This is a genomic window from Halopiger goleimassiliensis (assembly GCF_000455345.1).
In the GTDB taxonomy this organism is placed as follows: Archaea; Halobacteriota; Halobacteria; order Halobacteriales; family Natrialbaceae; genus Halopiger_A; species Halopiger_A goleimassiliensis.
Map to the genome: position 1 here is coordinate 528,656 of NZ_HG315690.1, position 24,858 is coordinate 553,513.

A 24,858-nucleotide genomic window follows, 5' to 3' on the forward strand; every position below is an offset into this window, starting at 1 on the left:
GACCTCCCACCGGGCACCCGATGGCCCACTCACGCCGATCGAGCGGCATCCTGGCGGTCGGATTACCGAGGCTGCGGCGTCGCTGTCCGTTCGCGATCGGTCGGTGACTCGGTGCCCGCGTCCCCACCGACGCGCGGCTCCCCACCCGCCGGGCACCCGACTCGAGGCGTTCGGCCACTGTCGCCGCGTTCGGGTCCGACGGGGAAAATTATCGCTCCCGTATCCGGTCGTAAGCCCGGATTACTCCTCGACGCGGACCGTGACGACCGGAACCGGTGCGTTCCGGACGACCTCCTCGGCGACGCTGCCGACCACGAGGTGATCGAGGCCGGTCCGCCCGACCGTCCCGACGACGATCATGTCGACCGGGTTGCGCTCCGCGAACGCCACGATCTCCTCCTGCGGCACGCCCTCGAGCACCGTCGCGGTCGTCTCCACGCTCGCGTCGGCGGCGCGACGCTGGGCCTCCTCGATCGCCTGTGCCGCCTCGCCTTCTTCGTCCGCGCGCATCTCGTCGCGTTTCGAGGAACTGTGCGGCCCCTCCTCGGCGACCGAGACCACGTGCAGGGTGCTCCCGAGGCGCTCGGCCAGCGCGACCGCGTGTTCGGTGGCCCGCCGTGCGCCCTCGCTACCGTCCGTCGCGAACAGCAGATCCTGGTACATGCCCGGCCGTACCACGGGTGGGCGGATACGTCCCGGACCTGCCGTTGCCGGGGCCGATCGCCGGAGCGCGGGGCTCGCGCTTCGACGGTTACACCAGTGAGGCTTTCACTGTCGACTCGAATACTCGCGTATGGAACGCCGAACGTATCTGCGAGCCGCGGGGACGACGGCCGTCGCGGGGATCGCCGGCTGTCTCGACGGGTTCCTCGAGAACGGGGCCGAAGGGGCCGTCCTCGGGCCACCCGATCGGGATCTGGGGGACCCATCGCACCCGATCTACGGCGAGGAAGTACCCTCCTTCAGCGTCACCGATCCCTTCGCCGAGGAGACGATCACGGACGAGCAGTTCCGCGGCGAACGGGCGATGATGATAACGTTCATCTTCACCTCCTGTCCGGACGGCGTCTGCCCGGCGCTCCTCCAGATGCTCCGCGCGGGCCAGCAGGACGCTCAGGCAGAGGGGTACGCCGACGACGTCGCCTTCATCGCTATCACGTTCGATCCCGAGTACGACACGCGCGAACGGCTCCAGGAGGAGGCCGACGCGGTCGGTATCGATCCCCACGCCGACAACTGGCACTTCCTCCGGCCGGAGGACAACGAAGCGGCCGTCGAACTCGTATACGAGAAGTTCGGGACCCCAGTCCAACTCGAGGACCACGAGGATCACCGCGGTGAAGACGGCGAGGACGGTGCCGACGACGACCACGATCACGGAGGCGAGGGTGACGGCGAAGACGACGACGCGAGCGGGGACACCGATTCGGAGACGACCGACGGGACCCACTACGACATGATCCTGCTGGTCAACGAGAACGGCATCGTCGAACGCTCCTATCCGAGAGCGGTAAACTACCCGACCGACGAGATCGTCGACGACCTCAGGACGGTCGCGGAGGGATAACCATGCGGCGACGGGACCTCATCGCCGGACTGCTGGGTGGCGGCGTCCTCCTCGGCGGCGGCGTCGTCGCGTTCGGCGACGGCGCTCCGCTCGAGTCGGGCGAGACCCCCGAGCCGAACGACCCCGTAGAGGTCGAGACGCTCGACGCCCGGGGGAGCGAGGCCGGCACGCTGACCGTGCCCGACGAGGACCGCCTGACGGTGGTGACGTTCTTCGCGACGACCTGTACGGTCTGTGCCGAAAAACATCCCCGCATCGCGACGGTCGCGGAGTCGCTCGCCGACCGGCCGGTGCAGTTCGTCTCCGTGACGACCGAACCCGTCGGCGACACCGTCCCCGAATCGGCGGTCGTCGACTGGTTCGAATCCCACGACGGCGACTGGACGCTCGCCCACGACCCCGTCTCCGAACTGACGGTCACCTACGACGGCCTGCCGTACCCGAAGACGGCCGCGATCGGCCCCGAGGGTCGCGTCTGGTGGGAGCACACCGGTAACGCCGACACCGAGGAGATCCGCGAGGGAATCGAAGGCGCACTCGAGCGCGCCGACCTCGAGCGGGCCTGAGATGGTCGGAACCGATCTCCTCCCGGCGCTGGCGTTCGCCGGGACGGCCGCGGTCGCGACCTTCTTCTCGCCGTGTGCCTACGCGTTGCTCCCCGGCTACGTCGGGTTCTACACGAGCCGAACCGAGGAGCCGACGCTCGGCGGCGCGCTCGCCCGGGGCCTCGCCGCGGCGGCGGGCGTCGTCGTCACCCTCGCGCTGGTGCTCGGAGCGGCCTTCCAGGTCGGGAACCGAGTGTTCGCGAACCTCCGGTGGCTCGAGATCGGCGTCGGCGTCGTCCTGATCCTCGTCGGCGTCCTCGTCGTCGCCGGGCTGGATCGCTCGCTGTCGATCCCGCTCCCGAAACGGCGCTCGAGCGTGCTGGGTTTCGGCGTCTTCGGGGCAGGGTACGCGGTCGCTTCCGCGGGCTGTGTAGCGCCGATCGTCGTCACGGTCGTCGTCCAGGCGCTGTCGTACCCGCCGGGCGAGGCCGCACTTCTGCTGGCGACCTACGTCGGGGGCGTCGCCGCGCTGGTGCTGTCGCTGACCGTCGTCACCGGGATGGGGCTGCTCGCGGGCGCGAGTCGGTTCGCCGCCTACAGTCGCCGGCTCGAGCAACTGGCGGGCGTCGTCATGATCCTCGCCGGGATCGGACAGCTCTACGTCGCCCTGACGCTCTCGAGCACGTTCTAACGGATCCCTGTCGCGGTTCGGGAAGCCGTAAACGGCCCCATTCAGCCGCAGAAATCGGTGAAACGGAACGAAACGGTACGGTACGGCTCGGGTAACTATCGGGGAGGATCGGATACGCTCCCGGTATGTCCCGCTCGAACCGTTCCCCGATGTCGATCGGCTGTCCCGCCTGTAACGCAACCGTAAGCGCCACGCTCCCGCCGGGACCCGGAATCGTCGAGACTGAGGCCGAACCCCACCCCGAAGACGAAAACCGGCTCCGCGGAACCGACGCCCGCTGTCGGAACTGCGGTCACGAACTCGAACTCTACTTCTACTGACAACCGACGTCCGCGCTCGATCCTCCCTCTTCGGTTCGCTCCCGAATCGACGCCGAACCGCCGGGGATACCCGTCGGGTTCTCGCTTCGAGCGGTGGCCGAGGGGCGATTCGACGCGTCGGCACTCGCCTCGAGCGTCACGGAGAAGGTCGCTCCCTCGCCGGGTTCCGAATCGACCCGGATCTCGCCGTCGTGGCGCTCGACGATTCGTTTGCACAGCGCCAGCCCGATTCCGGAGCCATCGTGTTCCTCGAGCGAGTGCAGTCGCTGAAAGATTTCGAAAATGCGGTCGGCGTCGTCCGGATCGATACCGATGCCTTCGTCACGGACCGATACCGTCCACTCCGCGCCGTCTCGCGCCGCCGACACGTGTATCCGTGGCGGGGCGTCGCCGCTGTACTCGATCGCGTTGCTCACCAGGTTCTGCAGGAGCTGGCGTAGCTGCCGCCGGTCACCCTCGACCGTGGGTAACGGCTCCCGCGTGATCGTGGCGTCGGTCTCCTCGATCTTGAACTGCAGATCGGTGAGCACGTCGTCGAGCACCGCGTCGAGGTCGACCGCGTCGAACGAATCCCCCTGCGTTTCGACGCGGGAGTACTCGAGCAACCCGTCGATCATCTCGCTCATCCGCTCGGCACCGTCGACGGCGAAGTCGATGAACTCCCTGCAGTTCTCGTCGAGTTCCTCGCCGTAGCGCCGCTCGGCGAGTTCCAGATAGCGTCTCACCATGCGAAGCGGCTCCTGGAGGTCGTGGGACGCGGCGTAGGCGAACTGTTCTAACCGCTCGTTCGACGCTTCCAGCTGCGTGTTCGCCTCCTCGAGTCGCCGCTCCGTCCGTCGGAGCGTCTCGTTTTGTTCCTCGAGCGCTCGGGCGTGGGTACGCGCCTGGGCGTTGTTGACGCCGATGCCCAGCCCCGCGATGGAGCCGATCGACAGCAGAACGGCTTGCGTGCCGAACGTGAAGTCGACCTCGACGCCGGGATGGAGGACGCGCAGTCCGAGCACGATCCCCATGACGACGACTCCGCCGGCGGTCCACGCGACGATTCGCCGATAGAACTGGGGGACGATCGACGACGTCGGTAACCAGAGCCCGGTCCCCAGGAGGACGAGTCCCGGAACGCTGAGCAGGAGCAGATCGAGTCCGGCCTCCAGGAAGCCGCCGCTGCTGGATGCCGCGGCCACCGACTTCCCCACGGCGAAGACGAGTAGCGTGACGCCCGCCGCTGGGATAACGAACAGCCAGTAGCTCGTCTCATCCCTCCGCGATTCGGTCGAACTCCCCCTCATTGATACCTACAAAGCGCACCAGCGCTGTTGAGGGTGGCTTTTGAGCTTTCAATAGCCTTTTACCCGTCTCCGCGAGACGGGGGCTCCGCGTCTGAGAGCGTACTTCCGAGGACGTGCTTGATGCCGCGCCGGAGACGGGATGCGACGGCCTGGTGGGAGATTCCGAGTTCCTCGCCGAGGTCCGTCATCGTCACCTCGCGGGGAGATTCGAAGTAGCCGCGATTGTACGCGAGCACCAGCGCCTCCTGCTGCGAGTCGGTGAGTGCTTCCTCGGTAGCCGTCTCGAGCGGCGTGAGCGCGTGCAGTTCCGTCAGCGTGATCGGGATATCCAGCTCCCGACAGCGAGACTGGAAGGCCGCGATGTCGGATCGCGCGTCGCCGCGGATCTCGAACGTCCACCGCCGATCGGTGCCGATGGCTTTGACGAGCGCGATCTTCGTCTCCGTGAGCGTCGTCAGGACGTCGTCGTAATCCAGCGCCCACTCGACGCGCAGCAGGTACTCGTCCGCGACGGAGTCGACGAATTCGATTCGTTCCACGCCCGGATGGTCGGCGAACGCCCCCTCGACGTCGTCGACCGACGTTCCCCGAACCCAGAAATACGGGATCACCACGTCCCGTGCGGGGATGATCCGTTCCAGTTCGACCGTCGCGTCCGGCAGTCGCTCGAAAACGGTCCCGAGGGGGAACTGATCGGACGGCACCGTGAAGGTAGCCTCGGTAGCCATCGTCCGAACCGAGGTTCCGTGGGCGTAAATAGCCACCACGGGACCGCTCGAGCGAGACGCGACGAGCGGCCCGTCGGTTACGGTTCGTGATCGCCGCTCTCCCAGCCGCGGGGCGAGTCGTTCAGCCGTTCGGCCCCGTCCTCGGTGACGACCACGAGGTCCTCGATCCGGACGCCGAACCGTCCTTCGAGGTAGACGCCCGGTTCGACGCTGAAGACCATCCCCGGCTCGAGTTCACGGTCGTTGCCGGCGACGACGTAGGGCGGTTCGTGGACCTCGAGACCGACGCCGTGGCCGGTCCGGTGGACGAACGCGTCGCCGTAGCCCGCGTCGGCGACGACCTCGCGCGCGGCGGCGTCGATCGCCCCGGCCGTCACGCCGGGTTCGATCGCCTCGACGGCGGCCGCCTGGGCCGCGGCGACGACCTCGTGGACCCGCTCGTACTCCTCGGGCGGGTCGCCGACGACGATCGTCCGGGTCTGGTCGCCGGGATAGCGGCCCGTACCGCCGGGCAGGTCGGCCTCGACGAACGCGCCGAAATCGAGGACGATCGGATCGCCGTGCTGGATCTCGCGGTCGCCGGTGTGGTGGTGCGGCCGAGCGCCGTTCGGTCCCGACGCGACGACCGTCTCGAACGCGGGTTCGCCGCCGCCCTCGGCCGCGAGCAGGCGTTCGATCTCGGCGGCCACCGCCGCTTCCGTCGCGCCGACGAGGTCCGTTCCCCGAGAGCGGATCTCGAGCGAGACGCGATCCGCGATCGCCCCTGCCCGTCGCAGGGCCTCCAGTTCGACCGCGTCCTTTCGGACGCGCAGGTCCTCGAGGACGGCGCTCGCGAGTCCGAACGAGGCTTCGGGCAGCACCGATCGCAGGTCCTGGGAGAACGTCTCCCAGAGGCGGTCGTCGAGCAACACGGTCCGCGAGCGTCCCGTCTCGAGGCCGTAGTCCTCGAGCACGCGCTCGACGAGCACGACCGGATCGTCGTCGTCGGCCCAGGTTTCGATCGCGAGGTCCGCGATCGGCAGCGACTCCAGTTGAGCCGCGTACATCTCCGGCGCGACGATCGTCGGGTCGCCCGCACGGGGAACGAACAACAGGAGGTGGCGTTCGGACGGCGACTCCGCGAACCCGGTCAGGTACGTCAGGTTCGGTCCCGGGAAGGTGACACAGAGGTCGGCGTCGACGCGCTCGAGGCCCAGTCTGCAGGCCTCGAGGCGATCCTCGTACGGCGGTTTCATGGCTCGTGCTTCGGGGGTCCGGCCGAAAACCGTTCGGGTTCCGGCGGCCGGTCGGAGACTTCCGGCGCGACGAGACCGGCGCGACGAGAGTCCCCCGGCCGGCGTGGCGATCGGTACTAGACCCCCATGCGGATGCAGGCCGTGAATCAACCCGTCCCGGGGCTGTGTCTTTCGGCCGAATGCGAACTCCCGACGAGCGTTTGTCGTCGACGAACTGGCACCCGTGGCGGATACGAACGGACGGTTCCGGCCGCGGCTCGGACGACGGACGGGACGGAGCGACTCCACCGGAGTCGCTGATCGTCGTCTCCAATCGCCAGCCCTACCGTCACGAGTACGCGGACGATGCAGGCGAGTCCGCCGACGGGAACGGGGGCCAGCAGACCGAGGAGGAACTCACTGTCGACGAACCGGCGGGCGGACTGACGGCCGGCCTCGACCCGGTCGTCCAGGCGGCCGACGGAACCTGGATCGCCTGGGGCGACGGCGAGGCCGACTTCGACGTCACCGACGAGCACAACTGCGTCGCCGTCCCACCCGGGGACGAATCGTATACGCTCCGACGCATCGATCTCTCCGACGAAGCCGTCGACTCCTACTACTACGGCTTCAGTAATCAGGTGCTCTGGCCGCTCTGTCACGAGTTCCCCGATCTCGTTCGGAACCGATCGAACGACCTCGAGTGGTACCGGACGGTCAACGAGCGGTTCGCCGACGCCGTCGTCGAGCACGCCGACGACGAGTCGGTCGTCTGGTTCCAGGACTATCACTTCGCGCTCGCTCCCGGGATTGTCCAGGAGCGGACGCCCCGGTCGACGACCGTCGCACAGTTCTGGCACATCCCGTGGCCGACGCCGGAGACGTTCCAGCGCTGTCCGGCCGGCGGACGGCTGCTCGAGGGACTGCTGGGCAACGACCTCCTGAGTTTCCACGTCGATCGCTACGTCGAACAGTTCCTCGCGACCGTCGAGCGGTTCCTGCCGGCGGCGACGGTCGACCGCGAGCGGCGGCTGGTCCACTACGGAGCCGACCCGACGCGCGTCGTGGCGACGCCGATGGGCGTCGACGCCGCGTCGTTCGACGCGGACGCTCGAACGCTCGACCCGTCGACGGCTCGTGCGGCACTCGACACCTGCGACGTCGACCCCGCCAACGTGATCGGTCTCGGACTGGATCGGCTCGACTACTCGAAGGGGATTCCGGATCGGCTGGCCGCGCTCGAGCGGTTCTTCCAGCGCAACCCCGAGTGGCGCGGGGAGTTTACCTTCGTCCAGAAGGCGACGCCCTCCCGGACCGAGATCCCGGCCTACGACCGGTACGGCGACCTCGTCAGGAGCGAAGTCGAACGGATCAACAGCCGGTTCGGAACCGACGACTGGAACCCGATCGCCTACACCGAGGACTACGTCCCACACGAGCAACTCTGTGCGCTGTATCGCCGCGCGGACGTCATGCTCGTCAACCCGCTGCTCGACGGGATGAACCTCGTCGCACAGGAGTACGTCGCCGCGAACGTCGACGGCGACGGGGTGTTGCTACTGAGCGACCGGGCCGGCGCACACGAACGACTCGGCTCCCACGCGCTCACGGTCGATCCGACCGACGAAGCAGGGATCGCCCGCCAACTCGAGCGCGCCGTCTCGATGCCGATCCAGGAACGACAGCGCCGGATGGAGACGCTCCGCAACCGGGTCTTCGACGGCGACCTCGAGCGCTGGATGGAGACGCAGTTCGCCTGGATTCGGCGCGTTCACGCCGACGATCCGACGGCGTCAGAACCGGACACCGACCCGGACCCCGACTCCCGAGAGCCCACGCCACCAGCATGAGCGGCCAGACGACCGAACCGACGCCGGCGACTGCCCCCTCGACGCCCGATCCGCTCGAGGACCGGCTGTCGGAACTCCGAGGAACGCTCGAGTCGGCCACCCGGCTCCTGCTGTGTCTCGACTTCGACGGGACGCTCGCGCCAATCGTCGACGATCCCGATGCGGCGACGCCGCTCCCGGAGAGCCGGGCCAGACTCGAGGCGATCGCGGCCGACCCCCGCGTGAGGACGGCCATCGTCAGCGGCCGGGCGCTCTCGGACGTCCGCACCCGGATCGAGGGGCCGTCCGTCTACGCGGGAAACCACGGCCTGGAACTCGCCCGCAACGGATCGATCGCGGTGCACCCGGTCGCGCGAAGCCGTGCGAATCGACTCGCCGAGGTCCGGGTGGCCCTCAAGACGGCGCTCGCTCCGTTTCCCGGGGTCGAACTCCAGGACAAGCGGCTCACGGCGACCGTCCACCTCCGGTCGGTTCCGGAGCCGTTACGGCCACTCGTCCGGCGTCGGACGACCGCGATCGTCGACCGCCTGGCCGGCGACGACCTCGAACTCTCGGACGGCAAACGGATCCTCGAGATCGAACCCGCGATCCCCTGGGGGAAGGGCAACGCGGTCGCGTTGCTCGAGTCCGACCAGCCGGCGGGAGCGGTGACCGTCTACGTGGGCGACGACGTGACCGACGAGTCGGCGTTCCGGGCCGTCGAACCGCAGGGGATCGGCGTCCGGGTCGGCGGCACCGACCCGTCGGCCGCCAGCTACCGGGTCGAATCCCCGCGCGAGGTCGCGGCGTTCCTGGGCTGGCTCGAGTCGATCGACGCCGGACGCAAAGCAGTCGCGTGAGGAGGCCGCGGCTCGAGAGCGGTCGGCGTCTGTTCCATAGTCCGTCCCAACGACGGTCCGACGGCCGCCGAGCGAGTCCCTCAAAACCGGCATTCCGTCCCCAATTCGAACGGTCAAATTCTCCCCGAATGTCGCCGCAGATAGCCTGTACGTTCGAACAGATAGTGGAAATGGCCGACACATATCTGCACTGTTGGCCGAAAGTATTAGTTGCCACTGGAAATATAGGACGGGTACGAGAGTGACCAGACGTGAAACTTCGCCAACCAACTGACTTCCTCATCTTGGAAGCGCTCGAGGAGAAGGGTCGGAACGTCGCGACGAACCTGGCTGAACACACCGGAAAGAGCCGGAAGAACATCAACACGCGGCTCCCGGTACTCGAGGATTACGGCCTCGTCGAGAAGATCGGACCGGCGGAACGCTCCGGTCTCTACGAGATCACGTCGCTCGGCAAGGCCGCGCTCGTCTACCGGGACCAGTACGACGAGGTCGACGACTTCGAGGCGTTGATCGAAGGCCCCAACGCGGGCGACCTCGAGAACGCCGGTGAGGCCCAGGCCTCGTTCGCTCGCGGCGAGAACGACGACGAAGCCGACGAGTAGTGCTACCGCGAGGAAGCACTCCGAGGTAACGACGACGGCCGGGTGACCGACGGCGTCACCGCGGCCGGAGACCACCGCGGTAGCTCTCGAGTTCTCGCCGTGCGCACGCCGAGAACGCGAGGCTCAGTCTTCTGTCCCGGTTCGTGACGTCCGGATAGTCCGTCCCGCAGTGGGATCGATCGAGGTCGACGTCGTCGGTGAACGCGTAGGTACTGATCATCGGCGACGCGACCACCGCGTCGCCGCGGCGAAAGACGACGCCGTGTTCGTGGGCCAGTCCGAGCGCGTGACCGACCTCGTGGAGCAACACCTGAACGGTCCGGGTCGACGGACGGACCGGAACGATCGCTCCATCGACGTCGGCCCCACTGACACCCCCGAACAGCTCGGCGAGCGGCTCGAGGTCCGCGAGGTGACGCGCACCGCCGACGGAGGCGACGTGCGGTATTCCGTAGCCGGTCGGTGCCTGCGACATCTGTCCGTCGGTGATCAGCAGGTTGACGTCCCGCGCTGGCTCGACGTTCCGACCGCCGATCCCACCCGCAACCACCGTCGCTGGCCACTCGCCGCGGGTCGTCACGCGGGCCCCGTCCTCCGTCGAAGTCCGTACGACGCCGCCGAAGGATACCTCGAGCGACCAGTGCTCGAGGTCGAGGAACCGCTCGAGATACTCGACGGCGCGCACCCCGACGGCCGAGTACGACGCGGCTCCGCTCGAGAGCCAGACGGCGACCTCGAGTTCGTCGACCACCTCCCGGGTCGCGTACGTGAGGGCACCGAACGACGTGGCCGACCCGATCGCTCCCAGTAACGCCCGTCGGTTCACGGCCGCCAGTTTCGACGGCGCGTCCCAGTTGCTCCCGCTTCACATGTTGTGACTTTTTGAACTGTCCGCTGGGACGGGTGTCCGGCTCCCGAGACCTGTCGTTTCGACGATCACACGGAACGGGCTGTGAAGTCGTCCACGCGACGGGTCGTACCCGATTCCTCCGGGCCGTGATCGGTTCGCGAAATCTCTCCGAACGTGGACAGTGGTTCGATACGGAGAGTCACGATTACTTAACTGTCGTGCGTGTGAACCCGAGGGCGGATGATCGATCCGCCGGTTCGATCCGACAGCATGAGTCGATCGCTCCCGACGCCCGTTCGATCGCCGGCGGTGAGTCGATCGTGATGCCGGACGTCGTCGACGGCGTCTACGCCGGCTCCAACCGTCGGTACTACACCGGTTGGCAGATCGATCGACGACTCGAGCGTGGACGCTGGCGGTGCTGTCTCGAACAGCGGGAGCCGGATCGACTGCTGATCGAGGTCGAGCGGGCGCTCCTGTTGTCGCTGGTCCGGATCGACCCGAGCGACCTCCCACCCCGGGTCGAGATCAGGATCGACGGCGACCGCGCGCGAATCGTAGAGCACGGACGGCCACGGCCGGCACCGGTTGCATTGCGGCGGGAAGGCCGGGGTCGATTCGTCTCGGACCGCTGAACGAGATCAGCAGGCGGAGTCGTGGACCTGTCAGGCTCCGCCGTCCTCGAAGAACTCGCCGAGGATCGTCTTGAGCCCCTTCCGGAGGTGCTGGTGCATCGTCGGCGGCGAGACGTCCATCGATTCGGCGATCTCCTCGCCTGTGCTCTCGCGGGGCCACTCGAAGAAACCGCCGTAGTACGCGAGCCGCAAGGTCGTCAGTTGCCGATCGGTCAGTTCGTCGAGGATTCGTTTGCGGCGTTCGGCCGCCGTGTGGACCGGGCGGTCGACGACGCGGCGGGCGACCAGTTCCGTATTCTCGTAGATGCCCCCGAGCGCCTCCGCGATCTCACGCACGTCGGCGTCCCGGGAGACCTCCACACAGCAGGTGCCGACGCCGTCCTCGACGCGGACGTCGCGGATCGTCACCCCGTGGTTCGTCAGGGTGCGGACGCCCGATTTGCAGAGTCGCATCTCGATCGTACACTGCTCCGTGCCGTCGTGGATGAGTCGACAGCCCTCGATCGAGTCGTGGTCGGTCGCCTCCTCGAGAACGGTCTCGGCCTCGAGTCCCTCGACGGTGACGTACTGGTACGTGCGTCCGTCGTTAGTCGTGCCCGTCCACTCGAGCGAACACCGACAGTCGTAGCGCTCGGTGAGGTCGAAGGAGAACGTATCGCCGCCGTCGATTCGGAACTCGAGTTCCACGACCGAATCCGACAGCAGTAGCTCCCGGTTCTTGATTGCCATGATCGTAAAGCCGATCATCCCGCCGAGCAGTTCGAACGCCTCCCGTTCGCTCTCGCTAAAGGCGTCTGCACGTTCCGACAGCACCGTCAGGACGCCGTAGATCGAGTCGTCGTAGGAGACGGGGACGGCGAGCACCGCGTCGACGTCGTCCTCGTGGGCCGCCTCCTGTAACGGCTCCGGGAGCGGTTCGGTGTCCTGGACGTGTGTCACCGTCCGTACGTCGCCCGAGAGTGCGGCCTCGGTGGCCGGACACTCCACGCTACAGTCGAGGTCCCGAAGCTGGTCGAGGTAGGTCGTGGCCTCGCCGGTCCCCGATCGGGCGACGAGTTCGCCGTCGGGTCCGAGTTCGGCGATCCAGCTCCCACAGTAGAGCTCCGATTCGACGATCTGCTCGCAGACGTCGCGTTCGATCGTCTCCCGTTCGGAGGCCCCGACCAGCGACTCGACGACGCGTCGTCCGAGCGTGTTGATCCGGTTGAGGGTCTCGAGTTCGGCCCGTTGCGACCGGAGTTCGCGTTCGCGCCGAGCGCGCTCGGTGATGTCGCGGGCCAGCCAGACCACCGCCCGACGGCCGGCGATGCGCCGGTCCGTCGGAACGACGCGGGCCTCGTAGTATCGCGTCCCTTCGTTCGTCTCCGCCTCGTACTCGATCGACTGCGTCTCGCCGGCCTCGATCGCCCGCTCGAGACAGGACTGGAGCCGTTCGGCCGTCTCGGGCGGGAACGCGTCCGCGAGGGTGTTGCCGGTGAGCTCCGTCGAGGAAGTTCCATACAGGTCGGCCGCCTCGCGTCGCGCTTTCGCCTCGAGGTAGGTACCGTCCGCGGCGATGACGAACGCCTCGTCGGGCAACTCGTTCGCGATGATACGATGGTAGTCACGCTCGTCCCCGTCGGCGGTGTCGGCCACCACGGCGGTTTCGATGCGGTCGATCACTCCGTCGTCCGCGAGCGGGGCGTACTCCGTCGCGTCGCCACGGACCGCCGCCGCAGCGAGTGCCTCGTCGCCCGCTGGAGGTGCGACGATCGTCGGCACTGCCGGCGAGAACTCCCGAACCTGCTCGAGGCAGTTCCGGATGGCGTCCGGCCGCTCCAGTTCGAGAACGATACCGTCGGAAACGACGCCCTCGAGGACGTCCGCCACCGAGTCGGTCGACGCCGAGTGGACCCGATACCGTCCCTCCCCTCGGAGTCGTCGCTCGAGGGAACTGTCGTCCCGGTCCGACCCGGTGACGACGACCAGTGTCACGTTCGTCTCACGTCCCATGCGTTTCGGTGTTCATACGATCACTGCTCACCCGTCCGCCCCCTTCGTACTCAAGAGTACCGAGTGGAATAAAAAATCTGGTGGTTGGCACGAAAGTAAATATCGGGGTCGTCCCTCTCGGAGCGACGATCGGATCCGGAAAACCAGCGTTCGGGCTCGCGATTACAGTTCGCCCTGGTCCTTGAGATCCTCGATGATGTCGTCGACGAACGTCTCTACGTCGTCGTACGGGAAGTCACCGCCCGAGGTCTTGGTGTTGAGTTCCATCGCCGTCATCGAGAAGTCGCCGGACTCGAACGTCGTGCCCGGGCCGTCAGGAAGCGCGGGAACGAGGTCCATGGGACTCGAGATGGGGTAGTCGGCCTCACCGAAGGCGTCGATCATTTGTTCGCGGATTTCGGCTTCGTCTGCCATAGCGTGTTGCCGTTTGGGTGCATAAATAATAAATTTGTGGGTAGTTGTACCGTTCGATCGACGCGACCGGTATCGACCGGAATCCTCCACAGGTGTCCGTATTGACCGTCTCAGGATTTAATAACCGGGGCCGGTTGATTGAGCGAACGACGGCGACAGTCCCAACGAACCGCTATCTACGGCAAAGCGAACAGTCACGAAACCTCTCGTATCCGAAACAGTAATTAGCGATCAGTGAGGTAGTGAAGGACATGGCCAAAGATACCGTCAGGTACCCGGACGAGGTCGTCGAGGAGATCGACACGCTCGTCCAAGACGGTATGTTCGAGAGCAAATCCGAGTTTTACCGGTTCTCGGCGGAGTACGTTCTCACCCTCATCAATCCCGATCACGACGTCAAGACGTTCAACTTCGACGAGATCAAACACGAACTCGACATCAGCGAGGAGGACCACGCCAAGGCCCTGGGTACCGACGGTGGCACGTTCTTCCTCGACGCAGTCATCACCGTCCGCAAACACGGCCTGCGGGGCAACTACGAGGCCGCCGAACGGTTCATCGACACCCACTACGACTCGACCGACCAGGAGTGTATCATCCTCGAGGAACTGCTCGGGACGTACCGCAACGAATCGGCCTGACCGCTCCCGGTCTCTCGCATCCGCTCGGATTTCGAACTTCTCGACTCGTTTCGATGCTATCCGTCTCCGTGAGTGGGTTCCGCACGCTGTTCTGCCGACGATCCGTCAAAGCGTTCACATCACTGGACCTCGGGTATCGAGTATGGAGGACCACGCCGATCCTGACGCCGCCGGTCGGATTCACCACCTCGAGTTGTACGCGTCCGCGTTCGAGACGGCGGTCGCGTTCTGGGACTGGCTGCTCGGCGAACTGGGGTACGAACGGAAAGACGAGTGGGAGGGCGGTCGCTCGTGGCGCAACGGGCCGACCTACGTCGTGCTCTGTCGGGCCGAGAACGCGAACCATCCCTTCGACCGGCGCGCGAGCGGGTTGAATCACGTCGCGTTTCACGCCGGATCGCGCGAACAGGTCGACCGCATTACCGACGGGGTTCGCGACCGAGCGGACGCGAGCGTGCTCTACGAGGATCGTCACCCCTACGCCGGCGGCTACTACGCGCTGTACTGCGAGGACCCGGAGGGAATCAAGGTGGAGGTCGTCGGACCGGACGAATGAACGGCGGTGACCTCAGACGAACGGGTCGCCCAGCGCCTCGAGGTCGACGTGTTCGCGGACCAGCGACGCGGCCCTGTCCGCAGGGGTCTCGCCGGCGAGAACTGATTCCCCCGTGGCCGACCCACAATCGCCGTCCGAGGACGGGCGGTCCACGCCGGCGTTCCGGGCAACGGCCGCGAGAAACGCCCCACGAACGGACTCGTTGTCGAAGAGACCGTGCAGATAGGTTCCGAGGACGCGCCCGCAGGACGCGCTCGAGTCGCCGAGCGGCCGCTCGAGGTCGGCGTCCGACGCCGCCTGCGTGCGCCCGGCGTGGATCTCGTAGCCGGTCGCAGTCCCTGACGCGCCGGCCAGCAGGGACGAAGCCTCGCCGTCGACCGTCACGGACGTCCGCTCGAGTCGCTTCTCGGGTTCGAATCGGGTCTCGACGGGCAGGAGGCCGAGGCCCTCGATCACGTCGTCGCCGCCGGTGCCCTCGAGTGCCGCGTTGGTGATCCGCTCGCCGAGTAGCTGGTAGCCGCCACAGAGGCCGACGATCGGGCCGTCGAACGCCGACAGCAAAGCGGCGTACCCCGCCTCGCGGAGCGCGAGCAGGTCGTCGACCGTGTTTTTCGTTCCTGGGATGACGACCGCGTGGATCTCCTCGAGGGCCGCCTCCTCGATCGACGTCTCGCGACCGACGGGGAGGTAGACGACAGAAACGCCGGGTTCGGCGGCGAGCACCTCGAGGTCGGTCGCGTTCGAGATGCGTGGCAGGCGGGGAACCCCGATCCGTATGCGACGATCCGCGGGAACGCCGTCGTCGTCGCCGCGTACGTCGCGTTCCCCGCTATCGGGAAGTGCGACGCTATCCTCCTCCGGCAGTCCGGGATCGGCGTAGGGTACCACGCCGAGTATCGGGACGCCGGTCTTCGATTCGATCGCCGCGATGCCCGGCTCGAGCAGTGATTCGTCGCCGCGGAACTTCGTGATGATCGCGCCGACGAGGTGCTCGCGGAGCCGATCGGGCATGAGTTCGATCGTCCCGTAGAGGCTGGCAAAGGCACCACCGCGCTCGATGTCGACGAGTAGCAGGATGTCGGCGTCGGCGAACTCGGCGGCTTCGACGTTCGCCAGGTCCCGGTCGTGGAGATTGATTTCGCCGATGCTGCCGGCCCCTTCGGCGACGATGACGTCGTACTGGTCGGCGAGTCGCCGGTAGGATTCCTCGGCGGCCGTTCGCGCTCGCTCCCAGTACTCCTCGTAGTAGGTGCCGGCGGGGACGTGCTCGTGGGCACGTCCCTGGAGAACGAGTTGACTCTCTCCGTCGCCGCGGGGCTTGAGGAGGACCGGGTTGCAGTCCGTCGTGGGCGTGATCCGTGCGGCCCGGGCTTGAACGAACTGGGAGACGCCGATCTCGCCCCAGCGGTCGTCGCTCGAGTCAGTCGCGTCGCCGATACCGGCGTCGTCGGCCTCGCCGTCGCGCTCGAGGGTCTCCATCGACCCGGACGCGTCGGGTCTGACGACGACGCGGGCGTTGTTGCTCATGTTCTGGGCCTTGAACGGGGCGACGGCGACGCCCCGATCGGCGAGCAGCCGACAGAGCCCCGCGGCCACGGTCGACTTGCCGACGTGGCTCGCCGTGCCGGCGACCAGCAGCGTCCGTGTCATTCGCTTCGCGACCTACTCGCACGGCTGGGAGTATCGTCCTGTCGGTTCGGCGGTTACTCCCACCGAAAGAATTCTTCTGGACCGCCCGGAACTGCGGGTATGGACGACGTGCCGGACGCCCGGGCGTTCTCCGAGGCGACCCTCGAGGAGATGCTCCGGTCCGTCGATCCCGACTGGGAACTCCTCGCTGCGGAGCCGGCAGAGCGCGGGTTCAGTTCGGTGTATCGGTTGACCGTCGCCGACGACGAGCGGACGCGAGAGCTGTACCTGAAAGCCTCCCCCGACGGACGAACGTGGAGGCTGCCGACCGAATCCCGTATCCAGGCCGTCTTGCGTGCGACAACCTCGATTCCGGTCCCCGAGGTCGTCGGCGTCGTCGACGACCACGACGCGGTGCCGACGCCGTGGTACCTGATGGAGGCCCTCCCCGGCGAGGAACTCCCCTACGAGCGTGTCGCCCGTCTCGAGGACGCGATCCTCCGACGACTCGCACGACAGGTCGGCGAATACCTGGGCGAACTCCACGCGGTGCCGGCACCCGACGACTTCGGTCACGTTCGCCACGACGGTCCGGCCCTGCGCGGCGGCCGTCCCGCCGGCGACCCGTCGACGTTGACGGTCACCGAGGCCCGGACGTGGCCCGAATTCTTGCGCGCGTACGCCGACCGGGAACTCGAGCGCCACGCCGACTCCCGGTTCGGCGCGCTGACGCCCGAGCTACGGTCGTGGCTCGAGCGAGAGATCGACGCGCTCGAGGGGCCGTTCGAGGCGGCCCTCGGCCGGAACGATCACGGCCTGCACAACCTCCTCGTCGATCCCGAGACGGGCGACGTGATGGGGATGCTCGACTGGGGATACACGCTCGTGGTTCCCCCGGCGTTCGACCTCGCGTTCGCGACGTACATCTTCAGCGGGGCCTTCCTCGCCGGCTGTCCAGACGTTCGGGATCGCCGGCCGCTGGTCCGGGACGCGCTGGCCGCGGGCTACCGAACGACGGCACCGGATCGCGAAGAGACGGTCCCGGTCGCCGATCCGCGCTACGAGGCGCTCGCGATGATCCGGATCACGAACGACTTCGACCAGTTGACGCTACCCGACGGGACCGAGACGGCCGTCGAAGAACGGCTCGAGGCCGACCTCGAGGCGTTGCTCGAGCGAGAACGGGCGTGACAGTAGCCGATCCGGGTACGAATGCGGCGTCTCACTCTTCGTCCGTTTCGACGTCGGGTGGCTGGCCCTCCTCGAAAGCGACTTCCTCGCCCTCGTGGGGTTCGATGTGGCTCAGGATCTCGTGGGGGACGTAGCCGATGTTGTACCCCTGGGCGTCGTGGAGGACGACGCCGTGTTCGTACTCGCGAAAGTCGGCGCAGTTGATCTCCTCGTAGGCGTTCCCCGGCTTGAAGACGACCTTCATGGCGGTCACGTCACCGTACCGGCCGGTTTCGGTACGGCTTGCAGACGACGGTGACTTTCGGATGCCCGGATCACTCGCGGCGATAGCGCCGATCCCACCGCGGCCCGGCGCGACTCGAGAGGACGTACCCGACGACCCCGAATCCGATGCCTGCCGCCGCGAGCACGGCTGCGACGGTCAGCGTCGGCGGCACGACGACGAAGCCGGCCACGAGCGCGGGCACGAGCGCGACGGCGACGCCGACGGTGAACGCGCCGAACCGGACGGAATCGAAGAGGAACTCGTTCGGGTCGAAGCCGGCGACGTAGACGGTCAGCCCGTAGTAGTACAGCCCGTACCCCGCGAGCAAAATCGCGCCGACGGCGGCGTCGACGAGCGTCGCGTCGAACCAGAGCACGGCACCGAGATACGGCAGCCCGACCGCGGGCGCGCCGACCAGCACGAACGCCGCGCGTTTCGCCCGGAAAACCGCCTCGATCGAGACGGGGTAGACGAGGTAGGCCTCGAGCGAGTCGAACTGGGTGAGCCAGTTGTACGTCGTGAAGGCCGCGAGACCGAGAACGCCGCCGAAGAAGATCCCCGGTGCCGGCTCGATACCCGTGATCTCGCGGACGACGCCGACGAGCGCGCCCACGAGCGCGAGCAGGATGCCGGTCGAGACGAACGGCTTCCAGACGCCGCCCGAGGACCGCGCGAGGTCCAGCAGCGTCTTCGAAACGAGCGCGTCCTCGGCGATGGGCAACGGGTCGGCGACCGTGGCGAACCGGTCGCCAGCGGTCCGATCCGGCCGGGCGTACGTGGGATCGTACGCCCAGAGCGATCCGACCGCGACGACCACGGTCGCGACGGCGAGGCCGACTGCCGCAGCCGGCGCGTCCGTGATCGGTACCGTGACGCCGAGGGCGCTCGGGCCGCCGGCGACCCACGCGCCGACGACGGCGAGGACGGCGACGGCAGTGATCGCCCACGTCGGCACGCCCCGCGTACGGACCGCGATCAGTGCGACCGTCAGGGCCATCCCGGCGACGAAGACGAGCGACAGGGAGAGCCACAGCGCGAACAGCTGGGGAAGCGCCGTCGGCGCGAACCCGTGGATCGGAACCGCCGCGGTCGCCATCGGCAACACGACCACGAGCGCGTAGAAGATGGCGTCTTTCACGAGGAATGCACCCAGCAGCCACCGCCGCGACAGCGGCAAGGTCTCGGCCGTCGAGAGCACCAGCGAGAGCTCCCCGAAGACGTTCTCGAGCATGTCCGAGCCCGCGAACCCGGCCGTGCCGCTGTAGAGGCCGAACCCGCAGGCGAGGACGTGCAGCCCAATCAGGACGCTCCGGGGGGACGTCCCGGTCTCGAGCAGGGCGACCGTCCCGCCGAGGACGAGGACAGCGATCAACAGGGGGAAAGACGCGAACCGCCAGCCGCCGAACAGCCGGGTGTGGAGCCGCCACTCCTCGCGGGCGAGCGAGAGAAAGACCCAGCGGAGCCGCCGCAAGCGCCCCGCGTGCTCTTCGTCCATCATCGTTCGATCGGCGCTTTCGAGGGCATGTCTCGCGGATCCGTCCGGTCGACGTGCTCGAGGAAGGTTTCGAGCAACGGCTGGTCGTCCGCGTCGGGCCGGCGCTCGGCGACGATCCGGCCGTCGGCGACGATGCCGACGCGGCTACAGATCGCCTCCGCGACGTCGATGTTGTGCGTCGAGACGAAGACGGCGTTGTCCCGGGCCGCGTAGTCGACGAGCACCTGCTTGACCTGCTCCTGGACGATCGGATCGAGGTTCGCGAGCGGTTCGTCGATCAACACGACGTCGGGTTCGTGCAGGAACGCCTGGGCGATCATCAGCTTCTGCTGTTGTCCGCGCGAGAGGTCCGTATGCAACGTCTCGAGTTTGCCCCGAAAGCCGAGCCGATCGGCCCAGCGGTCGATGCGCTCCTCGACGACGTCCGGTTCGAGGTCGCGGACCCGACCGACGAAGGAGAGATACTCCTGTGGAGTGAGAAAGCTCGGCGGCGACCCCCGCTCCGGCAGGATGCCGACGCGGCGGCGCGTCTCGAGCGGCTCGGCGACGGGATCGGTCCCGAGAACGCTGATCGTCCCCGAATCCGGACGCACCTGTCCGGTGATCGCCCGGATGGTCGTCGTCTTCCCGGCCCCGTTCGGTCCCAGAAAGCCGTACAGCTCCCCGCGGTCGACGCTGAACTGCATTCCGTCGACTGCACGCACGGACCCGTACGACTTGGACAACTCGTCGACTCGAATGGCGGCCATCGATCGCCCGTCGATTGACAGCCACCGACAATAACGGTACTGGCACCGGCGAAGCGCTCCCTAATATTCGGTGCCCCGGCGGGCACGCTGGCCGTCGTCGATCGGATGCTTGACCTTCCGGACGTTCGTGACGAGGTCCGCCCGGTCCGCGAGGTACGCCGGTTCGCTGTGGCTCCCGGACAACACCAGTTCGAGGCCGTCGGGTTTCGCGTCCAGCAGGTCGTGGACCTCGTCCTCGCTCACGAGGTCGCGGTCGGCGGCGTAGAGCACCTCGTCGAGGATCAGCATGTGCACGCCGTCCTCGGGGTCGGCGTCGAGGTCGATCGGTTCGTCGAGGTTCGCGTCGGCGGCCGCCTCGAGCAGTTCGTGGGCGCGCTCGAGGCCGGCGCGGGCCTCGGCCTCGTGTTCGGTCTCGTCGCTGCCGTCGGCCATCCCGTGCCAGCCGTAGTGGCCGAGGTTCTCGTAGCTCATCCCCGGGAGCGCCGCGATGGCGTTGTACTCGCCGCGGACGGCCTCGACGCTCGAGGCCCCGCCTTTCATGAACTGGAGCACGTGGACGCGGAAGCCGTGGCCGGCCGCGCGCATCCCCATGCCGAGCGTGGCCGTCGTCTTGCCCTTCCCGTCGCCCCACCAGACCTGGACGCGGCCGAACTCTTCGGGCGCGGACGGCTCGATGGGCTGAGCGTCGGGCGTTCGTCCCTCTCCGGGCGTGTTCTCGACGACGGATTCTGGCGTCGGGTCCTCGCTCATACGCCCATCCTCGGACCGATCAACCATGTAGCTTCCCCGTTCGCTCGTCAACCCACTCACCGTGATGACACTAACCAAACTCCTCTTGAGGCTTCGCTCCTAACGTGTTCGCATCTATATGTCTCTAGAGCTGTCGTCCGACGACGCACCCGATCTCGAGACGATCGTCGGCGTCCTCCACGACGACGGCTGTCGGCGGATCGTCGCCGTTCTCGAGGAACCGAAAACCGCCGACGAGATCGCCAAGGCGGCGGACCTCCCGCCCTCGACGACTTACCGCAAACTGGATCGGCTCACCGAAGCGTCGCTGGTCACTGAGGCGATCGGCAGCCAACAACGGAACCGGCAAAAGGCCCAATACGTCGGCAACTTCGATCGGATTACGATCGACTTCGACGAGAACAAAAATCTGCAAGCAGACGTGAGTCGTTCGTCGAATCGTGCGACCATCCTCTGGTCGAAAAATGACGGAAACTCGTAAGGTTCGGCCCGTCTCTTCGGAACCGATCCGGTGATCGACAATCAGCGATCCCCGCAGCCGGAATCGATACGAAAGACGGTACCTGAGTACCACGGCTGGGTGAGTCGACCACGTTCTGAGACAGTATCAGGAGTGCTTCTGTAGCGTTTCGACCGCTGTCCGGCGAACAGACGGATCGGAGTCCTCGGCTAACTGCTGCAGGAGAGCCACGGCGGATCCGGACGGCACGTTTCCGAGGGCGGTCGCAGCAGCGTTTCGGACGTCAGCATCCGGATCGGTTGCTGCCGGCTGGAGTGCTCTCGCAACGGCGTCGCGCTTCCGCTCGCTTTCCAATTCAAGATTGCCGAGAATCAGCGTGGCGTGGACTTGAATCGGGGAACGATCCGCTCGAACGAAGCCCTTGAATAGACTCGCGTGTTGCAACGGCAGACGGCCGTGATCTCGAGAGATCCAGACGAGCGATTCGAGACTATCTTCCGTCGTTCCGTCACTACCGGACGTAACCTGCTGTACGAGTGTCTCGTAGATCGCCTCGGGGCTTGCCGAACTGTATTTAATCGCTTTTCCAGGTGTGTTTCGGAGGATATTCGAGGTGGCCTTCAACGCGGCTTCGTTCGCTCTCTCGTGTCGATGACCGATGTTCTCAAGGGCGAAGTCGATCCGTTCGACCGATGGATTTCTCACGAGTTGCTCTAGCTCTTTCGTTACTCTCACGTCGTTCTTCGCTAGGTATCTGCCGTGCAGATTCGGAACACCCGCTAGTACCACTGCTGACAGTATCATTGCCGAATTGGCCGTCACATCCCACACGCTGTCGGCCAGTACCACGGCGATGTTCAGTAGAATCAACAACACAACCAGGAGTGAGAGATAACTCAATGGTCCATACAGCCGTTTCACTCTCCCACGCCATCCCAGTTCCTTCGACTCCTGGTACCCGCGGCCGAGATATTTCCCCGAGAAGTACCCGAAAATACCCATCGGACTGCCGATGACGACACTAGTTCCACCGGATTCCCGTTTCCTCACGTCGTATCTAGCTATTTTTCCCTCGTAAATGTGGTCTCTAATGTTGTCGACGTGCCAGCGATAGATTCCCTTCACCATTGGTAAATTCCCGTTCAGCAACATGATGTTGCTCCAGCAGGTATATTACGATTGTGGCAGTTCCCCCCGCAACGAGCGAACGATACAAACCGGGACGAACCTGCCTTCGTACGCCATTCGATCGGAGCAGAATCCATCGATAGAAGGGATCGAACCAGTCGATCAAAACGATCCTGCAGCGCCGGTTCAGTACGACGGTCGTCCGTCAGCGGCCCCCGAGTAAACTCGTCGGCTTCACCACCGGATGGATCCAGCCTCGATGGACTGTGTATACCGACGGCAGGGGATCGGCGACCGGGGCTACTGCGCCAGGTAGCCCCCTTCCACGGGTAGCGTCACGCCGGTCACCCTCGAGGAGAGCTCCGAGCCGAGAAAGAGCACGGCGTTCGCGACTTCCTCGGGCTCGGCGAGCCCGGGCATGGGTTCGGTCTCCTCGAACTGAGCCTCCATCTCGGGGTTCTCCTCGATGGTCCGTTCGATCATCTCCGTCCGGACGATTCCCGGCGCGACCGCGTTGGCGCGGATCCCGTCCTCGGCGTACTCGATGGCGGCGTACCTGGTGAGTTGGCCGACGGCCGCCTTGGCCGCCCCGTAGCCGCTGTAGTTGGGGACGGCTACCTCGCCGGCGATAGAGGAGGCGCTGACGATCGACCCGCCGCCGTCGGCCAGCATGGCCTCGATGCCGTACTTCAGGCCGTACCAGACGCCCTTCAGGTTCACGTCGACCACGCGCTCGAACGCCTCGTCGTCGTACTCGTGCAATCGGTCGACCGGCCCCTCGATCGCGGCGTTGTTGTAGAGCACGTCGATGCCGCCGAACTCCTCGACGGCCGTCTCGATCGCCCCTTGGACATCGTCCGGATCCGAGACGTCCGTCTCGACGAACGTCGCCTCGCCGCCGCCGTCGGCGATCCGCGAGACGGTTTCCTCGCCGCCCTCCGCGTCGACGTCGGCCACGACTACCGACGCGCCGTGTTCGGCGAAGGTAGTCGCCGTCTCTCGACCGATACCTGACGCTGCGCCCGTGATGACCGCGACGCGATCCTCGACGAGTCCCATTGTCGGACCCTCCACACCCCCACGGATAGGGGTTCGGGTTGAGACCGGTCCCCGCGAGGAGACGCGGGTCGCCGAGCCGACAAAGCCGACGATTCGGTGGGTCGGAGACCGGGACGCGCCGGTTCGATGCGTCCGACACCGAGTCACCGGGCGATGAACCGGCGTCGGGCTACTGACCGACGGTGTCGGCGTCCGCGGGTCCCTGACCGTCGAACTGGTCGACGAACGCGTCGAGCCGATCCGGATTCGACGCGCCCGGGAGGTCTCGATCCGCGGTCGAACAGGGGGCGTCGACGCCGAGTTCCCTGCAGACGTGATCGGCCGCCACCTCGGCCATCTTCCGGTAGGTCGTCAGCTTGCCGCCGACGACGCTGACGAAGTTGTCGACCCCCTCGTCGGCGTGATCGAGCACGAAGAACCCCCGCGAGATGCCGCGGCCGCCGCGTGCCGCCTCGTCGGGCGCGTACAGCGGTCGGACGCCCCACCACGTGCGCCGGCGGGGCGCGTCGGCGACCGGCGGAAGCATCGTCGCACACTCTCGAATCGTCTCCTCGAGCTCCCAGTCGGCGGTCTCGTACGCCTCGGGGTCGTCGACCGGGACGCTCGTCGTCCCCAGCACGACCGCCTCGGCGTGGGGGACCACGATGTCACCGTCGGCGGGCTCCCGGCACCGGTTGAGCACCGGCTCGAGCCCGTCGTACTCGACGGCGATCATGACCCCGCGGGTCGGCCGCATCTCGACTGACACGTCGGCGAGCGCGGCCGTCTTCTCCGCGTACGGGCCGGTCGCGTTGACGACGTACGTCGGCTCGACGGTCTCGCTTGCGTCGCCGCCGAGTTCGACCGTAGCGATCCGCCCGCCCTTACGAGTCATCGACTCCACGGGCGCGTCCGGTAGCACGCGAGCACCGTGATCGCGGGCGTCCGCGGCGTTGGCCGCGACGAGTCGCGACGGGAAAACGACGGCGTCGGGGACCCGCATCGCCCGCTCGACGTCCTCGCTGAGCCCCGGGACCCCGCGACGCGCGTCGTCCACGTCGACGATTTCGACCGGAATCCCGCGTTCCTCACAGGCGACGCGCTTCGCGTCGAAGTAGTCCGGATCGTCCGCGGTCAACTGGACGAAGAGCCCGCCGGTATCGCGGACGCACGCGCCGGCGACGTCCCTGAGCGTGCGGTTTTCCTCGAGACACTCGGTCGCGCCGACCGGATCGGACTCGGCGTAGCGTGCGCCGCTGTGGAGCAAGCCGTGCGATCGACCCGACGCGCCCGCGGCGAGGCCGTCGCGGTCCACGAGCGTCACGTCGACCCCGCGGAGGGCGAGGTCGCGCGTGATTCCCGCGCCGGTCGCGCCGCCGCCGATCACGAGAACCGACGTCTGATTCGGCATACGATA

General features: G+C 66.9%; 27 protein-coding genes. 12 read left to right on the forward strand and 15 right to left on the reverse strand.

The features are described from left to right. Positions 1 to 240: 240 nt before the first annotated feature. On the reverse strand, positions 241 to 663 hold the full coding sequence (locus TX79_RS02580; protein WP_049925568.1) for a universal stress protein: 423 nt from the start codon (positions 661 to 663) through the stop codon (positions 241 to 243). A gap of 130 nt (positions 664 to 793) precedes the next feature. On the opposite strand from TX79_RS02580, the gene TX79_RS02585 reads away from it, so the two are divergent. The 4 genes from TX79_RS02585 to TX79_RS19190 all read left to right on the forward strand — a co-directional run bounded on the left by TX79_RS02585 (position 794) and on the right by TX79_RS19190 (position 3,123). After that, complete coding sequence (locus TX79_RS02585) at positions 794 to 1,567, forward strand: SCO family protein (protein ID WP_049925570.1); 774 nt, start codon at positions 794 to 796, stop codon at positions 1,565 to 1,567. A 2-nt stretch (positions 1,568 to 1,569) separates the two neighbouring features. Next, positions 1,570 to 2,133 (forward strand): TlpA family protein disulfide reductase, encoded by a 564-nt coding sequence (locus tag TX79_RS02590; protein WP_049925571.1) that lies wholly within the window; start codon positions 1,570 to 1,572, stop codon positions 2,131 to 2,133. Position 2,134: 1 nt separating this feature from the next. Continuing rightward, the gene (locus tag TX79_RS02595) at positions 2,135 to 2,803 is read left to right on the forward strand and encodes a cytochrome c biogenesis protein CcdA (protein WP_049925572.1); all 669 of its coding nucleotides are present in this window, start codon (positions 2,135 to 2,137) and stop codon (positions 2,801 to 2,803) included. 125 nt (positions 2,804 to 2,928) lie between these two features. Continuing rightward, complete coding sequence (locus tag TX79_RS19190) at positions 2,929 to 3,123, forward strand: hypothetical protein (protein WP_154660448.1); 195 nt, start codon at positions 2,929 to 2,931, stop codon at positions 3,121 to 3,123. On the opposite strand, the gene TX79_RS02600 is transcribed toward TX79_RS19190, so the two are convergent. From TX79_RS02600 to TX79_RS02610, 3 genes are all read right to left on the reverse strand, one after another. Continuing rightward, on the reverse strand, positions 3,117 to 4,412 hold the full coding sequence (locus tag TX79_RS02600; RefSeq protein WP_081655470.1) for a sensor histidine kinase: 1,296 nt from the start codon (positions 4,410 to 4,412) through the stop codon (positions 3,117 to 3,119). The two genes, TX79_RS19190 and TX79_RS02600, sit on opposite strands and share 7 nt — an antisense overlap. 59 nt (positions 4,413 to 4,471) lie before the next feature. Then, positions 4,472 to 5,140, reverse strand: coding sequence for a helix-turn-helix domain-containing protein (locus TX79_RS02605; RefSeq protein ID WP_049925573.1), 669 nt, complete (start codon positions 5,138 to 5,140; stop codon positions 4,472 to 4,474). A 77-nt stretch (positions 5,141 to 5,217) separates the two neighbouring features. Continuing rightward, positions 5,218 to 6,375: a M24 family metallopeptidase gene (locus TX79_RS02610; protein ID WP_049925574.1), complete on the reverse strand. Its 1,158-nt coding sequence runs from the start codon at positions 6,373 to 6,375 to the stop codon at positions 5,218 to 5,220. A 179-nt stretch (positions 6,376 to 6,554) separates the two neighbouring features. On the opposite strand from TX79_RS02610, the gene TX79_RS02615 reads away from it, so the two are divergent. The 3 genes from TX79_RS02615 (at position 6,555) to TX79_RS02625 (ending at position 9,648) form a co-directional block, all read left to right on the forward strand. Next, complete coding sequence (locus TX79_RS02615; protein WP_049925576.1) at positions 6,555 to 8,204, forward strand: alpha,alpha-trehalose-phosphate synthase (UDP-forming); 1,650 nt, start codon at positions 6,555 to 6,557, stop codon at positions 8,202 to 8,204. Further along, positions 8,201 to 9,043, forward strand: coding sequence for a trehalose-phosphatase (gene otsB / locus TX79_RS02620; protein WP_049925577.1), 843 nt, complete (start codon positions 8,201 to 8,203; stop codon positions 9,041 to 9,043). The genes TX79_RS02615 and otsB overlap by 4 nt, the downstream gene beginning before the upstream one ends. Positions 9,044 to 9,294: 251 nt before the next feature. Then, a complete protein-coding gene (locus TX79_RS02625) occupies positions 9,295 to 9,648 on the forward strand; it encodes a winged helix-turn-helix domain-containing protein (RefSeq protein WP_049925578.1) in 354 nt (117 codons plus the stop codon). Between the two features lie 55 nt (positions 9,649 to 9,703). On the opposite strand, the gene TX79_RS02630 is transcribed toward TX79_RS02625, so the two are convergent. After that, complete coding sequence (locus TX79_RS02630) at positions 9,704 to 10,474, reverse strand: peptidase M10A and M12B matrixin and adamalysin (protein ID WP_049925579.1); 771 nt, start codon at positions 10,472 to 10,474, stop codon at positions 9,704 to 9,706. Between the two features lie 347 nt (positions 10,475 to 10,821). Here TX79_RS02630 and TX79_RS18935 point away from each other — a divergent pair, with 347 nt between their 5' ends. Then, positions 10,822 to 11,133: a hypothetical protein gene (locus TX79_RS18935; protein ID WP_081655585.1), complete on the forward strand. Its 312-nt coding sequence runs from the start codon at positions 10,822 to 10,824 to the stop codon at positions 11,131 to 11,133. Between the two features lie 30 nt (positions 11,134 to 11,163). Here TX79_RS18935 and TX79_RS02640 read toward each other — a convergent pair whose 3' ends face one another. Further along, complete coding sequence (locus TX79_RS02640; protein WP_049925583.1) at positions 11,164 to 13,125, reverse strand: bacterio-opsin activator domain-containing protein; 1,962 nt, start codon at positions 13,123 to 13,125, stop codon at positions 11,164 to 11,166. A gap of 162 nt (positions 13,126 to 13,287) precedes the next feature. Next, entirely contained in the window at positions 13,288 to 13,539 is a 252-nt protein-coding gene (locus tag TX79_RS02645) for an MTH865 family protein (protein WP_049925584.1), read from the reverse strand. Between the two features lie 251 nt (positions 13,540 to 13,790). On the opposite strand from TX79_RS02645, the gene TX79_RS02650 reads away from it, so the two are divergent. Both TX79_RS02650 and TX79_RS02655 read left to right on the forward strand, forming a co-directional pair. Continuing rightward, positions 13,791 to 14,180, forward strand: a complete 390-nt coding sequence (locus TX79_RS02650) for a CopG family transcriptional regulator (protein ID WP_049925586.1) — start codon at positions 13,791 to 13,793, stop codon at positions 14,178 to 14,180. 142 nt (positions 14,181 to 14,322) lie between these two features. Further along, positions 14,323 to 14,736, forward strand: a complete 414-nt coding sequence (locus TX79_RS02655) for a VOC family protein (protein WP_049925588.1) — start codon at positions 14,323 to 14,325, stop codon at positions 14,734 to 14,736. A 12-nt stretch (positions 14,737 to 14,748) separates the two neighbouring features. On the opposite strand, the gene TX79_RS02660 is transcribed toward TX79_RS02655, so the two are convergent. After that, complete coding sequence (locus tag TX79_RS02660; RefSeq protein WP_049925591.1) at positions 14,749 to 16,386, reverse strand: cobyric acid synthase; 1,638 nt, start codon at positions 16,384 to 16,386, stop codon at positions 14,749 to 14,751. A 99-nt stretch (positions 16,387 to 16,485) separates the two neighbouring features. Between TX79_RS02660 and TX79_RS02665 the strand changes: the two genes are divergently transcribed. Next, positions 16,486 to 17,556 carry a phosphotransferase family protein gene (locus TX79_RS02665; protein WP_049925593.1) on the forward strand — a complete coding sequence of 357 codons (1,071 nt, stop codon included), beginning with the start codon at positions 16,486 to 16,488 and terminating at the stop codon, positions 17,554 to 17,556. A 31-nt stretch (positions 17,557 to 17,587) separates the two neighbouring features. Here the strand turns inward: TX79_RS02665 and TX79_RS02670 are convergent, their stop codons facing one another. The 4 genes from TX79_RS02670 to TX79_RS02685 form a co-directional block, all read right to left on the reverse strand. Beyond that, complete coding sequence (locus TX79_RS02670) at positions 17,588 to 17,800, reverse strand: hypothetical protein (RefSeq protein ID WP_049925594.1); 213 nt, start codon at positions 17,798 to 17,800, stop codon at positions 17,588 to 17,590. A gap of 70 nt (positions 17,801 to 17,870) precedes the next feature. Further along, complete coding sequence (locus TX79_RS02675; protein WP_230198530.1) at positions 17,871 to 19,316, reverse strand: hypothetical protein; 1,446 nt, start codon at positions 19,314 to 19,316, stop codon at positions 17,871 to 17,873. After that, positions 19,316 to 20,065 (reverse strand): ABC transporter ATP-binding protein, encoded by a 750-nt coding sequence (locus TX79_RS02680; RefSeq protein WP_049925597.1) that lies wholly within the window; start codon positions 20,063 to 20,065, stop codon positions 19,316 to 19,318. Before TX79_RS02680 ends, TX79_RS02675 begins: the two co-directional genes overlap by 1 nt. Before the next feature lie 60 nt (positions 20,066 to 20,125). Continuing rightward, a complete protein-coding gene (locus TX79_RS02685; protein WP_049925599.1) occupies positions 20,126 to 20,815 on the reverse strand; it encodes a cob(I)yrinic acid a,c-diamide adenosyltransferase in 690 nt (229 codons plus the stop codon). 118 nt (positions 20,816 to 20,933) lie between these two features. On the opposite strand from TX79_RS02685, the gene TX79_RS02690 reads away from it, so the two are divergent. Further along, the gene (locus tag TX79_RS02690) at positions 20,934 to 21,296 is read left to right on the forward strand and encodes a DUF7342 family protein (RefSeq protein WP_049925600.1); all 363 of its coding nucleotides are present in this window, start codon (positions 20,934 to 20,936) and stop codon (positions 21,294 to 21,296) included. A gap of 126 nt (positions 21,297 to 21,422) precedes the next feature. Here the strand turns inward: TX79_RS02690 and TX79_RS02695 are convergent, their stop codons facing one another. The 3 genes from TX79_RS02695 to TX79_RS02705 all read right to left on the reverse strand — a co-directional run bounded on the left by TX79_RS02695 (position 21,423) and on the right by TX79_RS02705 (position 24,852). Continuing rightward, positions 21,423 to 22,403, reverse strand: a complete 981-nt coding sequence (locus tag TX79_RS02695) for a HEAT repeat domain-containing protein (RefSeq protein ID WP_195892446.1) — start codon at positions 22,401 to 22,403, stop codon at positions 21,423 to 21,425. 300 nt (positions 22,404 to 22,703) lie between these two features. After that, complete coding sequence (locus TX79_RS02700) at positions 22,704 to 23,462, reverse strand: SDR family NAD(P)-dependent oxidoreductase (protein ID WP_049925603.1); 759 nt, start codon at positions 23,460 to 23,462, stop codon at positions 22,704 to 22,706. A gap of 169 nt (positions 23,463 to 23,631) precedes the next feature. Then, entirely contained in the window at positions 23,632 to 24,852 is a 1,221-nt protein-coding gene (locus tag TX79_RS02705) for an FAD-dependent oxidoreductase (protein ID WP_049925604.1), read from the reverse strand. Positions 24,853 to 24,858: the final 6 nt, after the last annotated feature.

Excerpts from the sequence above, each read along its gene's own strand:
- TX79_RS18935 (WP_081655585.1), top strand. The coding sequence starts at position 10,822 with ATGCCGGACGTCGTCGACGGCGTCTACGCCGGCTCCAACCGTCGGTAC.
- TX79_RS02680 (WP_049925597.1), bottom strand. The coding sequence starts at position 20,065 with ATGGCCGCCATTCGAGTCGACGAGTTGTCCAAGTCGTACGGGTCCGTG.
- TX79_RS02690 (WP_049925600.1), top strand. The coding sequence starts at position 20,934 with ATGTCTCTAGAGCTGTCGTCCGACGACGCACCCGATCTCGAGACGATC.
- TX79_RS02665 (WP_049925593.1), top strand. The coding sequence starts at position 16,486 with ATGGACGACGTGCCGGACGCCCGGGCGTTCTCCGAGGCGACCCTCGAG.
- TX79_RS02660 (WP_049925591.1), bottom strand. The coding sequence starts at position 16,386 with ATGACACGGACGCTGCTGGTCGCCGGCACGGCGAGCCACGTCGGCAAG.
- TX79_RS02600 (WP_081655470.1), bottom strand. The coding sequence starts at position 4,412 with ATGAGGGGGAGTTCGACCGAATCGCGGAGGGATGAGACGAGCTACTGG.
- TX79_RS02695 (WP_195892446.1), bottom strand. The coding sequence starts at position 22,403 with ATGGTGAAGGGAATCTATCGCTGGCACGTCGACAACATTAGAGACCAC.
- TX79_RS02700 (WP_049925603.1), bottom strand. The coding sequence starts at position 23,462 with ATGGGACTCGTCGAGGATCGCGTCGCGGTCATCACGGGCGCAGCGTCA.
- TX79_RS02645 (WP_049925584.1), bottom strand. The coding sequence starts at position 13,539 with ATGGCAGACGAAGCCGAAATCCGCGAACAAATGATCGACGCCTTCGGT.
- TX79_RS02655 (WP_049925588.1), top strand. The coding sequence starts at position 14,323 with ATGGAGGACCACGCCGATCCTGACGCCGCCGGTCGGATTCACCACCTC.
- TX79_RS02595 (WP_049925572.1), top strand. The coding sequence starts at position 2,135 with ATGGTCGGAACCGATCTCCTCCCGGCGCTGGCGTTCGCCGGGACGGCC.
- TX79_RS02675 (WP_230198530.1), bottom strand. The coding sequence starts at position 19,316 with ATGGACGAAGAGCACGCGGGGCGCTTGCGGCGGCTCCGCTGGGTCTTT.
- TX79_RS02590 (WP_049925571.1), top strand. The coding sequence starts at position 1,570 with ATGCGGCGACGGGACCTCATCGCCGGACTGCTGGGTGGCGGCGTCCTC.
- TX79_RS02640 (WP_049925583.1), bottom strand. The coding sequence starts at position 13,125 with ATGGGACGTGAGACGAACGTGACACTGGTCGTCGTCACCGGGTCGGAC.
- otsB (WP_049925577.1), top strand. The coding sequence starts at position 8,201 with ATGAGCGGCCAGACGACCGAACCGACGCCGGCGACTGCCCCCTCGACG.
- TX79_RS02670 (WP_049925594.1), bottom strand. The coding sequence starts at position 17,800 with ATGAAGGTCGTCTTCAAGCCGGGGAACGCCTACGAGGAGATCAACTGC.
- TX79_RS02685 (WP_049925599.1), bottom strand. The coding sequence starts at position 20,815 with ATGAGCGAGGACCCGACGCCAGAATCCGTCGTCGAGAACACGCCCGGA.
- TX79_RS02705 (WP_049925604.1), bottom strand. The coding sequence starts at position 24,852 with ATGCCGAATCAGACGTCGGTTCTCGTGATCGGCGGCGGCGCGACCGGC.
- TX79_RS02585 (WP_049925570.1), top strand. The coding sequence starts at position 794 with ATGGAACGCCGAACGTATCTGCGAGCCGCGGGGACGACGGCCGTCGCG.
- TX79_RS02580 (WP_049925568.1), bottom strand. The coding sequence starts at position 663 with ATGTACCAGGATCTGCTGTTCGCGACGGACGGTAGCGAGGGCGCACGG.
- TX79_RS02610 (WP_049925574.1), bottom strand. The coding sequence starts at position 6,375 with ATGAAACCGCCGTACGAGGATCGCCTCGAGGCCTGCAGACTGGGCCTC.
- TX79_RS19190 (WP_154660448.1), top strand. The coding sequence starts at position 2,929 with ATGTCCCGCTCGAACCGTTCCCCGATGTCGATCGGCTGTCCCGCCTGT.
- TX79_RS02615 (WP_049925576.1), top strand. The coding sequence starts at position 6,555 with ATGCGAACTCCCGACGAGCGTTTGTCGTCGACGAACTGGCACCCGTGG.
- TX79_RS02605 (WP_049925573.1), bottom strand. The coding sequence starts at position 5,140 with ATGGCTACCGAGGCTACCTTCACGGTGCCGTCCGATCAGTTCCCCCTC.
- TX79_RS02650 (WP_049925586.1), top strand. The coding sequence starts at position 13,791 with ATGGCCAAAGATACCGTCAGGTACCCGGACGAGGTCGTCGAGGAGATC.